The sequence below is a fragment of the Aerosakkonema sp. BLCC-F183 genome (assembly GCF_041929145.1).
GTDB lineage: Bacteria > Cyanobacteriota > Cyanobacteriia > Cyanobacteriales > Aerosakkonemataceae > Aerosakkonema.
Genome location: NZ_JBHFNU010000002.1, coordinates 1 through 12112 on the forward strand (window position 1 = coordinate 1; position 12112 = coordinate 12112).

The window sequence follows — 12112 nt, forward strand, 5'->3', positions numbered from 1 at the left end:
ATTTTTTTTTTTTTTTTTTTGTTTTTTTAAATTAATTGGGTGGTTTTTATTTTGGTTGTTTTTTTTATTGGGGGTTTGGGGTTTGGGTTTTGGGTTTTGGGGTTTGGGGTTTGGGGTTTTGGGGGAAGAGGGAAGAGGGAAAATATTAATTCTTCCGCTCCCCCACTCCCCCACTCCCCCACTCCCCCACTCCCCCTGCTAAACTACCAATTGCTAAACAAACTGTTACATTTATAGGAAGAAATTTTTCCCTCTATTGTCTAAAATCTAAAATCCTCTTATCTAGAATCCAAATTTCCTATGAGCCAATCATCTTCAGCAACCGAAGTCTCGGAACAAACAGAAGCCGAAACCGCCACAGCCACAGCATCAGCGTCCGCGACCGAAGCGCAACCGAGTTACGTCAAACTGGCAATGCGTAATATGGTGCGAAAGCCGGGTACTTCCCTAAAACATTTTGTACTGACAACCGTTGCTTTGTTGGGCTTCCTCATCGGTCTTTCCTACCTAACTCGCTGAGAGGAAGAGGTGTGGAAGTAGAAGTAAGCGTACAGGATTGTTTGGAAACATCTTCCCAGTCAACCGGAATTAGTGCCGAAACCTGGCAAACTTGGTTTCATGCTTGGTTGGAAACTTTGCAACCGGATATCTCCCCAAGTCAAAGCTACGAACTGAGTCTCCGCTTGACTGACGATGCTGAAGTTCAGACTCTCAACTACCAGTACCGTCACCAAAATAAGCCGACAGACGTTTTGGCTTTTGCTGCTTTGGAGGTAGACTCTCCCCAGCTAGATGAAATGTGGGAGTCCCTACCTTTGTATATCGGTGATATAGTAATTTCCGTCGATACTGCCCAGCGACAGGCTCAACAGCAGGGCCATCCTTTGCAAATCGAGCTAGCTTGGTTAGCCGCTCACGGTTTGCTTCATCTTCTCGGCTGGGATCATCCGGATGAAGAGAGCTTGAGTAGGATGCTGCTGACTCAAGCTACTTTGCTGGAAAATATCGGCCTTAACATTCAAACTGGTTGACACTCACCGCCCGTCATTGCGGTGATTCTTGGGCTGAATCCGGCCTTTGCCAAGTAAACTTAGTTTTGGTCTTACAGTTTCATGCTTAGTCCGACTACACCTTTTACAGCAAGCACTCTTATGGACTACTCCCCAAGCGTTAGACTTTCCGTGTGCCCCACGGTAGTTATTCAATTGTGTTGGCGTCCTTGCAGTTTGGACTTACTTTTATACCATTGACTGTGAGGAATTTTGAGATTGCGGAGTAGGGCGTCAAACCTGTTTCCTCATCGCTCTCACGGTTAACAACCTTACTAATACTCTAATGCAAAGCCGTGCTTATAGCACGGGGTTTTAAACGCATTTTTCTGATAAACTTCCAGTTACCTCGTGCAGAGGTTACGATGAGGTGATTAAGTTATTCCTTTTGTCGCTGTGTGCAAATGAAATTTAATGAACAGCTGAGTTCATCAAAAAAAACAAAGTCCCAAACCGGCAAAATTACAGCTACCAATTCCCTGTCTATGCCTAGCGAACTCTCGACAGAGACTTCCAACCAAAGCGATCGCGTTGCACAGCGAGACCGACAATTGGCATGGCAGGTTGCCACCAGCTTACTGATCAGTTTCAAATATGCTTGGGCGGGACTGAGTTACGCTTTTAAAACCCAGCGCAACTTTCGCATTCATGTGATTATCGGTGCTGTGGCGATCGGCCTAAGCATTTTCCTAAACTTAAGCCGTGCGGAAATATCCCTGATCGGGGTAACTATTGGGTTAGTTCTGGCAATGGAGTTATTGAATACGGCAATTGAGTCTGTGGTTGACTTGACCGTTAAGCAGACTTATCATGAGCTAGCCAAAATAGCTAAAGATTGTGCCGCCGGTGCTGTCTTAATTTCAGCGCTGGCAGCTGTGCTGGTAGCTGGGGCGCTACTATTGCCTCCGGCGATCGCTCTGGTGCAATCGACCAGGCGCTAGAACAATAGTCGGGAGTAGAAAATTTGATTATTGTCATCGATAATTACGACAGTTTTACCTACAATCTGGTTCAGTATCTTGGAGAACTCGGCGCTGAGTTTCCCGTCGCCGCCGATATTCAGGTTTACCGCAACGATCGAATTACCCTAGAGAAAATTAAAGAACTACAACCGGCTGGTGTGGTGATTTCTCCTGGGCCAGGGCGACCGGAAGATGCGGGAATTTCTCCGGAAATAATTAGAGATCTGGGCCCCAACCTCCCTATTTTAGGAGTTTGTTTGGGTCATCAAGGCATCGGTCTGGTGTTTGGCGGTAAAATCGTCTCTGCTCCAGAATTAATGCACGGTAAAACTTCTCAGGTGCATCATACTGGTGTGGGCGTTTTCGAGGAAGTGGAAAATCCCCTTTTGGCAACGCGCTATCACAGTTTGGTAATTGACCGAGAAAGTTGTCCGGAAGTGTTGGAAATTACAGCTTGGGTGGAGGATGGCACGATCATGGGGGTGCGACATCGCCACTATCCGCATATTGAAGGGGTGCAATTTCACCCAGAAAGTATTTTGACGACTTCTGGGAAACAGTTACTGAGAAATTTTCTGAAAAGACTTTGAGATTGCGATAATCGATCGCTTTGGAGCGGAAGGATGAAACGGCGACAATTGATGCGCTACGCGGGAGCGAGTTTGCTCGCGGCTGTAGGAACTACCTGGGTTTCGGGATTTCAAACTGTCAGGGCGCAAACTGGGGGGTCGCTGTCGATCCAGTGGCTGGGCCACACTTGCTTTTTGTTTACTGGTAGTAATCAGCGTATTTTAGTAAATCCATTTCGGATGGTGGGCTGCACGGCGGGATATCGATCGCCTAAAGTACCATCGGATGTGGTATTGATTAGCAGTCAGTTATTCGATGAAGGCTCGGTGGAAGGATTGCCCGGTAATCCTAAGATAATTTACGAGCCCGGTGTCTACAAGTACAACAGCTTACAGTACCAAGGCATTACGACAAACCACGACAAGTTTGGCGGACGCCGTTTCGGTACAAATACTGCATGGCGTTGGACTCAGGCCGGAGTTAATATTCTGCATATGGGGGGAGCCGCAGCACCGATCGAAATTGAGCAGAAAATTTTGATGGGACGTCCCGATGTGTTGCTCATTCCTGTGGGCGGTGGGCCAAAAGCTTATGGGCCAGAGGAAGCCAAACAAGCGATCCAAACTCTCAATCCCAAGTTGGTCATTCCCACTCATTACCGCACGCAAGCAGCAGATAAGGATAGTTGCGATATCGTGCCTCTGGAAGATTTCCTCAAATTGATGACTGGAATGCCTGTCAGGAATATCGATAGCGATACGATTACGTTTAGTGCTGGTGAACTACCTGAGAATGGGACGACGATCGGTGTTTTGAGTTACAAATTTTAGTGCGATCGCCGCAGTACTTTTATTTAAGAATTCCTGTAATACTTTCATCGGTCTACAGGAATTTCAACTAAATAGTAGGTGACTGCTGACAGCAAGGTTGCTAGCGTTATGGTTACTAAAAATCTTAGTAAAAAAGCTGGGATTGGATTTGTTGCCGTAAAAATTGGCGCGATATTAAAGAGCATGGGAAAATGTTAATTAATCATCCATTCCCTCATAAACTACATAAAAAATGAATCAAAGTTTGGCATTAGTGGCGTGTTAATGTAATCAATAAAATAAGAGGAATGATTAATTTCCAGACCGGGCTGAGAATCGCTCGCCAACCAAATTGCATACCTTAAGCAAAAACAGCCAGAAACAATTCCTAATGTTGCCAAATAGTATAATACAATAGCATTGAAATAAAAATCAACACTATGCAAGCAGAGTACCGCCAGCGTCGCGAACAATTGATGGCTAAAATTGGCAACGGCACTGCTATATTTCGCAGTGCGCCAATGGCAGTCATGCACAACGATGTCGAGTATAATTTTCGACAAGATAGCGATTTTTACTACTTGACCGGGTTTAACGAACCGGAAGCAGTTGCAGTTCTGGCACCGCATCACTCAGAACATCGCTTTGTGCTGTTTGTGCAGCCGAAAGATCCAGAGAAGGAAGTCTGGACGGGATACCGCGTTGGTGTGGAAGCGGCGAAGGAACAATACGGAGCTGATGAAGCTTATCCCATTACAGAATTGGATGAAAAACTGCCCAAGTATCTGGAAAAGGCCGATCGAATTTATTATCACTTGGGACGGGATGAAAAGTTCAACCAAACTATTATCCGACACTGGCGGCGACTGATCGCAACTTATTCTAAACGGGGTACGGGGCCAGTGGCGATCGAAGATACTAACTTTGTACTTCACGCCATGAGGCTGAGCAAGAGCCCAGCAGAATTAGAATTAATGCGAAAAGCGATCGCAATTTCCGTGGAAGCGCACGATCGCGCCAGAGAATTTACCCAACCCGGACGTTACGAGTACGAAATTCAAGCAGAAATCGAGCATATCTTTCGTCTGCGCGGTGGGATGGGGCCGGCTTATCCCTCCATTGTGGCATCTGGCGCTAATGCTTGCATACTGCATTACGTAGAAAATAATCGCCAGATGCAGGACAACGAATTATTGTTGATCGATGCCGGTTGCTGTTACGGTTACTACAATGGCGATATTACGCGCACATTTCCGGTAGGAGAGCAGTTTACCCCAGAACAAAAGGCAATTTACGATATTGTACTGGAGGCGCAACGGCAAGCGATCGCCCAAGTTCAGCCTGGAAATCCTTGGAACCAATTTCACGACACAGCAGTACGAGTGTTGGTAGAAGGTTTAATGGATTTGGGAATTCTCCAAGGCAACATCGACGAAATAATTAAAGAGGAAAAATACAAACCTTATTATATGCACCGCACCGGACACTGGTTGGGGTTAGATGTTCACGACGCAGGTTTCTACAAGCACGGAGAAGAAGCTTGGCAAATTTTGCAACCCGGACAAGTTTTGACCGTAGAACCGGGAATTTACATCGGGCCCGATGCGAAACCCGCCGAAGGACAACCAGAAGTTGATGACAGGTGGCGCGGTATTGGCGTTCGCATTGAAGATAATGTGTTAGTAACTGAATCAGGACATGAAGTTTTAACAGCCGCAGTTCCCAAATAAATATAAAGCCATGATGGATTTACTTTTTACGGTCGATTGGTATAAGGTATTTACTCCCAGTATGTCAATCACCGAACTTTTTGTGCGCGGATCGCTGGTTTATCTAATGCTTTTTGCGATACTGCGCTTTCTTCCTAACCGCCAAATAGGAACGGTGGGAATTTCCGATTTGCTAGTAGTAGTTTTGTTTGCCGAAGCAGCCCAAAATGCGATGGCAAGTAACTATACTGCCATCACAGATGGTGCTATTCTTGTGGGCACGATTATTTTGTGGAGTTACAGTTTAAACTGGCTGGGGTATAAGTTTCCCCGCTTTCAACGTTTCCTCAGTCCACCTCCTACGCCGCTAGTAGTCAACGGTCGCATACTGCGTGAGAACATGGCAGAGCAATTGATTACGCAAGATGAGTTGATGAGTATTCTTCGCAAGCAGGGAGTGCAAAAACTCAATGAGGTAAAGTTAGCATTTATGGAATCTGACGGACATATCAGCGTGATTACTCATTCGCCAGTTTCTGTGATTTTACCTGATATGAAGGAACGCGAGTCCGATCCAAGTTAAATCCTGACTTAATCTGCACTCAGTACGATACGAATAGAGTATATACTGGTGCAAAAAATGTTTTTTTCGTGTTTTTACTATTTATAGTACGTGCTATTACTTAAGCTTTGCTCTTGTAGAATTTAAAATGTAAATTTTTGTAACAAAAATAGAGATTTGCCCTAAAAGTCAAAGCCTAAGCCAGAGAAATAACTAGAGACTCGCAACAAGTTGCCCAACGGTGATGAGTATTTTCTCACTACTCAAGCTGGGCTGCATTGGCATTCTCAGTTGTGCTTATTGCTTTGAGTTAGGTTGTATGTCATTTAATATTGAATTTGATTATCGATTTGATACCAACGGTTTCTTCAGCGACCCAGCCAGAAGAAATGCTTTAGAAGCAGCGGCAAATGTTTGGGAAAACTATATCCAAGATGAATTTCCCAATGTTCCGGCTGGGATTTCTTTCAATGTGGGAAACCCTCAAACCGGACAAACTACACCAATAACTTTAACTTCGGAAATTGACGATTTATTAATTTTTGTTGGCGCGGCATCTCCCCCATTTAACAATCGCAACTTTATTAACGCTGGCGCAATAGGGGGATTGGCTGGTTTTGATGCTGTGGGGAGTGTTTTTAGCGCCCGCCTCATAGGTTCTAATTTTGAACCTTATGTAGGAATTCTCTCTTTTAATACTAATCCTCAAATTAATGGGCAAGCTGTACCTTGGTTTTTTGACGAAACTCCAAATACATCGAACGATCTGCCAACCGGCTCGTCTTACTATGATTTTACGGCGGCGGCTGTGCATGAAATCGGACACATTCTGGGGTTTGGCGCTCCCATTTTCAGACAATTAGTAATTGACGGCTATTTTACTGGGCCGAACGCCAGAACGGTTAAGGTCGGAAATGGAATTCCGATTGCAAATGATGGTTCTTTATCTCATATAAGCTCTGATTTTCCGAGCCTGATGAATCCTACTGCACAAGCTCGTTTACCCGGTCAAGCAGAATTAGCTATTTTGGCAGATATTGGCTACCAAATTGCTGGTTTTCAAACTCAGGGTGAAACGTTACCGATCGCAACTGAGGGAGATGACCAAATCATCGGTACAGTTTTGGGCGACATTATCAATGGTTTGGGTGGGGCCGATCGCATTTTTGGCAATGCGGGTAATGATCTGGTTTTAGGTTTAACGGGCGATGATTTTATTGATGGGAAGGAAAACGACGATATTCTATTCGGCAATCAAAATAACGATAATATTTTTGGCGGTCAAGGTAATGATATCATTTATGGTGGGAGAAATGAAGATTATCTCTCCGGCGATGATGGCAACGATATTTTATCGGGCGATCGCGGCAACGATCAACTTTTCGGCGGTGCTGGCAGAGATATGTTTGTGTTTCGCGCCGAAAGCGGTGCAGATCAAATTAATGATTTTGTCGTAGCGGATGATGTTATCCAGATCGGGGTTGGGCTTGGTTTTAATAATGGAACGGATGTGTTACGCGCTATGACTAATAGTAGCCTGACTACAGGAGGATTCTTTTCGCAAATTACTCTCAGTCAGGGAAACACGATTACAGTTTTTAGCGATGCGGCTTTGACGGCAGCTAACTTTGCGATCGCAGGGGTTACCACCTTGTAAGTCCCTCCCCAAAACAAACCGGTTTTTTGAAGAAGAAATCAGTTTCTAAATAATGTTTTTTGGGTTAGATCTTGTCTCGATACAGTGGGCGGGCGAGACGCCCACCCCACAAGAGAGAGAAATTTCTAGTGGGATAGGCATCTTGCCTGTGCCACTAGAATAGCATTTTCTCATGCTGGCGATCATCTGCTAGGATTTTTTACCTAGCGCTATAGCAAGACTAATTCCACTGACTATCACGCAAATCCACCAGGTAAAATTTGGTGAGTAAGTGAGGAAAAACCCAGGAATAATATAGCCTCCCAACGCACCCAAACTTTTAAAGATGGTAGCGACGGCGCTTGCTGCTTGTCGCAATTCCTCCTGTTTTTCTCTTGCATAAAAAAGCCGTCCAAAAACTTCTAGACTAACTGCGACAGCACCCAAAATAAAAAACCAGCTATTTACTACTATTGGATTAGCATTGCCGAAAGCTAAAGCTGCATATCCCAATATTCCCAAACTAACTAGAAAAACTACTGTTTTCGGTAACAAACAACGAGAAAAAACTTTAGTAATCGTCAAAATAATCGCTGTCATCAAAATTCCTAGCGAAAAGCTTGTTAAAAGTTGTCCGTAGGAAGAAGGAAACAAAAGGGGAGTGCAGAAACCTACAGATAGGTTGATAAAAGCAGATTGGAAAATAGCAATTCTGCTATGAAGGGGCAAAACCATCATGTTTACCTCCAATTATTTTTTTTGCCAGAATAAAGCGATCGCCAAAGTGGAAAATACAAAGAAAACAGCAGCACTGATTAGAAATGGAGCGAAAGGATACAATAATCTAATTTGTCTCAATCCTGCGAACCGTTCATCGAGTAAAAATGTACCGAAAACAGTACCGATCTGACTGATTATTGGCAATAATGGTTGGAGGATATTTCTTGTCAATTCGACCTGTTGATTAATCAGGATATCGGCGCTAAATGCCAGAATTATCGCTCCACCAGAAGCAATAAATCTGATAGCAAATAAACCGATTGGTGACTGATAGGAAATGGCAAAAAGTAAGAGAGAGACTAATACTAAACTAGAACCCGCGATCGAAGCAGCGCGAATTCCCGAACTGCTGATAATTTTTTTAGCCCCAGGAGCAGCTAAGATTGCTATTACGGATGGCAGTCCGTTATAGATAGCATTCGCGATCGGAGTTTCACTCTTACCAATCAATTCGATAATTGGTGGAACGCAAAAACCTGCTGCAAATGACAAAGTAAAACTACTCAATAAAATGAGCAATATATTCCTGTTTTTGTGAAACATCTCGCCACTTTCCTATTATGAAATGTAGGTAATTTCCGGTGCGTCAGATATATTTAAACTTATTTATAACAACAATCTATCGACTCTGACGCACCCTACTTTTAGGTAGGTTCTTGCGCTTTAGCGCTAGTAAATCGTTGTTTGTATTCTTCGCAGTTCAACGCTTGTTTTTGACTATAACAACGTTCTCCTAACCAATAATCCTGGCCGCAGAATGGGCAGATAGCATTAGGGAAATTGGGTAAACAAGTGGCATCTTCCGGCAAAGATATTTGCGGCTCAAATTCTGATTTCATTGATGATTATCCTCACGAATTGCGCTGTAATACTACGCTAGCAATCGCTGGGAATTTTGAGATGAACGGGCTTCATTAAGCAATCATCAGAAAATCATCGCAGTTTCACTAATTAGTAATTAATTTTTCACTAACTGCCGTTATAAAAATTAAATCATTTGAGTCAATCACTGTGTTACTATACTCAATAAATCAAAAATAGGTGATTTTTATGGCTAACTTACCTGAAGAAAAGTTTTCACAGGCTCGCAACGACTGGGATATAGATAGACTACTCAGACACTTGGGTCAAGCAACGGGAAAAAATTATAAGCGAGATACAAAACTAGAAGTATTATTTGGAGCTTTGCAAGAAAATGATGCTCAATCAATAGCTAAGGAGATTGGTATAGAGCGTCCTACAGTTAACAACTATCTATCTGCTTGGTATGAAGATATAAAAGAGTTAACACGGAAGAAAGTAAGCATTAAAAATTTGACTTCCGTTCTTGACAACTACAGAAAAAAGCCGCCACAAGATGATGTAATTGATAACTTACCTGCAAATCGTCCCACCTTTATAGGACGCGAGAAAGAAATGAATAGTCTGCTGGAATTGCTCTCGCTCAAACAAGCTTTGCATCTAATTGAAGTGGAAGGCGTTGGTGGTGTGGGAAAAAGTGCTTTAGTCTTAGAAGCGGCATATCGCTGTTTGGAAGCTAGCCGGCAAAAGAATCCAATGTTGCCGAATTTCGAGGCAATTATTTGGACATCCGCCAAGCTAGAACGCCTCACCTACAATGGGATCGCGTCATGTAAATCATTTGCTCAGCATAATTTGCGGGAAATCTTTAAAGAAATAGCCCAAAGTCTAAACCGATTTGACATTATCAATGCGCCTTTTGAAGATCAACGAAAGCTGATGCGACATTGCTTAAATGAGAAGCGAACTTTGCTAATTGTGGATAATCTAGAAACGGTAGAAGACAAGGAAGAAGTGACATCTTTCTTGGATCATTTGTATCTGGGTATTAAAGTGGTGATTACCAGTCGCGAACGGTTGAGGAATCAAATACGTTTAGATAGTTTGTTGCTAGACGATCGCATCGCGTTGATCCGAAATCAAGCCTCTGGACTGGAACTGACAGAAGAAGAGGAAAAAACTCTGGCAGAAAGTACCAAAGGCGTACCAGGTGCGATTGTCGTTAGTATCGGTAAATTAAAGGATGGCGAGCGACTAGAGACAGTATTAGATCGCTTAAAAGATGCCAAAGGTGACTTCTGTCGGTTTTGTTTTGAAGGTTCGGTGCAACCGTTAAGAGGGAAAGAATCACACAAATTATTGATGGCGTTAGCGATGTTCCGCGAAGCGCCCCAAATAGAGGCCAAAAATGCTATTGTTTCAGTGGCGGGATTGAACCAAAATCTGGCGGCTGTCGATCATGGTTTCGCTAAGTTGAAGCGACTTTCTTTAGTAACTGAGCAGGGTAATCAATACAAAATGCCTGCTTTTATGCGCGAATACGCTCTGGCAGAACTAGATGCTGAGATCGAATTCAGAAATCAGGCAAGAGAAAGATGGATAAGTTGGTATCAGGAGTTTGCTAATAAATATGGAGGAGAAGAATGGAAGGAATGGTATCGCAATTATGATAAGTTAGAGGCAGAAGGGGGAAACATTTTAGCAGTGCTGGAATGGTGTGCCAGTGAAGACCGATATGATGATGTTAAGCGGTTGTGGGAACGGGTGGAACCTTATGCTCACATCTATGGATATTGGGAAGACCGATTATTTTGGTCGAACTGGCTGCTTGAGGCAGCACAAAGGCATGGAGATTGGGCAACTGTGATGACACAAATGCGCCAAAAAGGATGGGCGCGAATTTGGAAGGGATCGCCGACAGATCTGGAGGAAGCTGCCGATCTGTTTGAGAAAGCTTGGCAGCTTCGCGATCGTGTAAAAGACTTTTTATGCGAGCAAGAATTGGCTTGTTTTAGGGCTGTTTTGTGCATTCGTCAGGATCGATTGGAGGCAGCACATCAATGGATTAATGAGGCAGAGAAGCTGCTAGAGCAAGCTAATTGGGATGAGCCACAACGAACCCGTCAGTTAATTTTAGCTGTTTATTATCGGGCAGAAATTTACTATAAAAGGCAAGATTACGAGCAGGCAAAAGAACTTTATGAAGAGGTGGTGAAACGCGGCGAAGAAATTGAGTGGCAACGGGCTGTTAATTACGCTCAAAATTGGCTAGCTGATATTGAGATAGCGCAAGGTAATTTGGCACAAAAAGTTGAAACATTGTTGACAACTGGTTGGAAGCAAGCTGAATTGAATAAGGATAAAAGACGCATGGGTTATTACAATCGATCTTTAGCGATGTTGTCGCAGAAACGGGGTGATGATGTAAAAGCTAGAATATGGGCAGATAAGGCAAAGGAGATTTTCGAGCGCCTGGGAATGATACCGGAAGCAAAAGAAATGAGTAATTTGCTTTCTAGTTTAAACTAGAGTATTTACCTCTTCAATAAACCTGGTTTATTAGCTTTTTTAACTCTGATAGTAAAATGAACGGTCACAAACGAACTCTGATGTCTGAATAATCTTAACGCTATTTGTGGAGGTTTACTGCGAACTCTACAATACTTGACTTTTTGTATGCGTTGATATTGCCGAATTTTACACTCTTTTCTACCTGGAGAAGTACCTTTATAAGAGTGACTCTTACTAGCGGCAGACGAAACGCTACTTTCACGTTTCTACGATGAAATTAGTTGTCAAGACAAAACGTTGTGTTATGGCTAATAAAAAAGATCGAGATACAAGCAATCGCGGCTTCGCCTCTATGGATGATGAAAAACAGCGCGAAATAGCTAGTAAAGGAGGCAAAGCAGCTCATGAAAAAGGTACTGCTCATGAATTCTCTCATGAGGAAGCTGTAGAAGCCGGTCGCAAAGGCGGAAAAGTTGCTCATGAGAGAGGAACTGCACACGAATTCTCTCATGAAGAAGCTGTAGAAGCCGGTCGCAAAGGTGGCGAAACTGTCAGTGAAGACCGCGAACATATGTCCGAAATAGGTCGTAAGGGCGGTAAATCCTAACCGTTTTGCGGATTTATGCCTGATGAGTTTTGAGTCTTGAGTTTTGAATTCAAGGCTCAAAACTCATACCGCTCAATTAAGCCAAAATTTGTTTGGAGTCGTGTAGAATCAAGACA

At 43.4% G+C, this 12112-nt stretch carries 13 protein-coding genes; 10 read left to right on the top strand and 3 right to left on the bottom strand.

What is annotated here, in order from left to right:
• Positions 1 to 300: 300 nt before the first annotated feature.
• From ACE1CD_RS00025 to ACE1CD_RS00060, 8 genes are all read left to right on the top strand, one after another.
• Entirely contained in the window at positions 301 to 519 is a 219-nt protein-coding gene (locus tag ACE1CD_RS00025) for a DUF3285 domain-containing protein (protein WP_374820567.1), read from the top strand.
• A gap of 11 nt (positions 520 to 530) precedes the next feature.
• Complete coding sequence (gene ybeY, locus ACE1CD_RS00030; protein WP_374820570.1) at positions 531 to 1031, top strand: rRNA maturation RNase YbeY; 501 nt, start codon at positions 531 to 533, stop codon at positions 1029 to 1031.
• A 503-nt stretch (positions 1032 to 1534) separates the two neighbouring features.
• A complete protein-coding gene (locus ACE1CD_RS00035) occupies positions 1535 to 1990 on the top strand; it encodes a diacylglycerol kinase family protein (protein ID WP_374798467.1) in 456 nt (151 codons plus the stop codon).
• A 23-nt stretch (positions 1991 to 2013) separates the two neighbouring features.
• On the top strand, positions 2014 to 2601 hold the full coding sequence (locus ACE1CD_RS00040; protein WP_374798469.1) for an anthranilate synthase component II: 588 nt from the start codon (positions 2014 to 2016) through the stop codon (positions 2599 to 2601).
• Between the two features lie 33 nt (positions 2602 to 2634).
• Positions 2635 to 3411 (top strand): MBL fold metallo-hydrolase, encoded by a 777-nt coding sequence (locus ACE1CD_RS00045; RefSeq protein WP_374820572.1) that lies wholly within the window; start codon positions 2635 to 2637, stop codon positions 3409 to 3411.
• A 419-nt stretch (positions 3412 to 3830) separates the two neighbouring features.
• On the top strand, positions 3831 to 5120 hold the full coding sequence (locus ACE1CD_RS00050) for an aminopeptidase P N-terminal domain-containing protein (protein WP_374820575.1): 1290 nt from the start codon (positions 3831 to 3833) through the stop codon (positions 5118 to 5120).
• A 10-nt stretch (positions 5121 to 5130) separates the two neighbouring features.
• Positions 5131 to 5682: a DUF421 domain-containing protein gene (locus ACE1CD_RS00055; protein WP_374820578.1), complete on the top strand. Its 552-nt coding sequence runs from the start codon at positions 5131 to 5133 to the stop codon at positions 5680 to 5682.
• A 223-nt stretch (positions 5683 to 5905) separates the two neighbouring features.
• Positions 5906 to 7318 (top strand): hypothetical protein, encoded by a 1413-nt coding sequence (locus tag ACE1CD_RS00060; RefSeq protein ID WP_374820581.1) that lies wholly within the window; start codon positions 5906 to 5908, stop codon positions 7316 to 7318.
• Positions 7319 to 7507: 189 nt separating this feature from the next.
• Here the strand turns inward: ACE1CD_RS00060 and ACE1CD_RS00065 are convergent, their stop codons facing one another.
• From ACE1CD_RS00065 to ACE1CD_RS00075, 3 genes are all read right to left on the bottom strand, one after another.
• On the bottom strand, positions 7508 to 8035 hold the full coding sequence (locus ACE1CD_RS00065; RefSeq protein ID WP_374820584.1) for a hypothetical protein: 528 nt from the start codon (positions 8033 to 8035) through the stop codon (positions 7508 to 7510).
• 12 nt (positions 8036 to 8047) lie between these two features.
• Entirely contained in the window at positions 8048 to 8620 is a 573-nt protein-coding gene (locus ACE1CD_RS00070) for a hypothetical protein (protein ID WP_374820586.1), read from the bottom strand.
• A 101-nt stretch (positions 8621 to 8721) separates the two neighbouring features.
• Complete coding sequence (locus tag ACE1CD_RS00075; RefSeq protein ID WP_374820589.1) at positions 8722 to 8916, bottom strand: hypothetical protein; 195 nt, start codon at positions 8914 to 8916, stop codon at positions 8722 to 8724.
• Between the two features lie 211 nt (positions 8917 to 9127).
• On the opposite strand from ACE1CD_RS00075, the gene ACE1CD_RS00080 reads away from it, so the two are divergent.
• Both ACE1CD_RS00080 and ACE1CD_RS00085 read left to right on the top strand, forming a co-directional pair.
• Positions 9128 to 11407 (top strand): NB-ARC domain-containing protein, encoded by a 2280-nt coding sequence (locus ACE1CD_RS00080; RefSeq protein ID WP_374820591.1) that lies wholly within the window; start codon positions 9128 to 9130, stop codon positions 11405 to 11407.
• A 286-nt stretch (positions 11408 to 11693) separates the two neighbouring features.
• Positions 11694 to 11996, top strand: a complete 303-nt coding sequence (locus ACE1CD_RS00085) for a KGG domain-containing protein (protein WP_374798480.1) — start codon at positions 11694 to 11696, stop codon at positions 11994 to 11996.
• Positions 11997 to 12112 lie beyond the last annotated feature (116 nt).

What these genes read in the sequence shown, in the direction of transcription:
- ACE1CD_RS00025 (WP_374820567.1), top strand. Translation starts at nt 301, where the DNA reads ATGAGCCAATCATCTTCAGCAACCGAAGTCTCGGAACAAACAGAAGCC.
- ACE1CD_RS00035 (WP_374798467.1), top strand. Translation starts at nt 1,535, where the DNA reads ATGCCTAGCGAACTCTCGACAGAGACTTCCAACCAAAGCGATCGCGTT.
- ACE1CD_RS00045 (WP_374820572.1), top strand. Translation starts at nt 2,635, where the DNA reads ATGAAACGGCGACAATTGATGCGCTACGCGGGAGCGAGTTTGCTCGCG.
- ACE1CD_RS00050 (WP_374820575.1), top strand. Translation starts at nt 3,831, where the DNA reads ATGCAAGCAGAGTACCGCCAGCGTCGCGAACAATTGATGGCTAAAATT.
- ACE1CD_RS00055 (WP_374820578.1), top strand. Translation starts at nt 5,131, where the DNA reads ATGATGGATTTACTTTTTACGGTCGATTGGTATAAGGTATTTACTCCC.
- ACE1CD_RS00060 (WP_374820581.1), top strand. Translation starts at nt 5,906, where the DNA reads ATGAGTATTTTCTCACTACTCAAGCTGGGCTGCATTGGCATTCTCAGT.
- ACE1CD_RS00065 (WP_374820584.1), bottom strand. Translation starts at nt 8,035, where the DNA reads ATGATGGTTTTGCCCCTTCATAGCAGAATTGCTATTTTCCAATCTGCT.
- ACE1CD_RS00070 (WP_374820586.1), bottom strand. Translation starts at nt 8,620, where the DNA reads ATGTTTCACAAAAACAGGAATATATTGCTCATTTTATTGAGTAGTTTT.
- ACE1CD_RS00075 (WP_374820589.1), bottom strand. Translation starts at nt 8,916, where the DNA reads ATGAAATCAGAATTTGAGCCGCAAATATCTTTGCCGGAAGATGCCACT.
- ACE1CD_RS00080 (WP_374820591.1), top strand. Translation starts at nt 9,128, where the DNA reads ATGGCTAACTTACCTGAAGAAAAGTTTTCACAGGCTCGCAACGACTGG.
- ACE1CD_RS00085 (WP_374798480.1), top strand. Translation starts at nt 11,694, where the DNA reads ATGGCTAATAAAAAAGATCGAGATACAAGCAATCGCGGCTTCGCCTCT.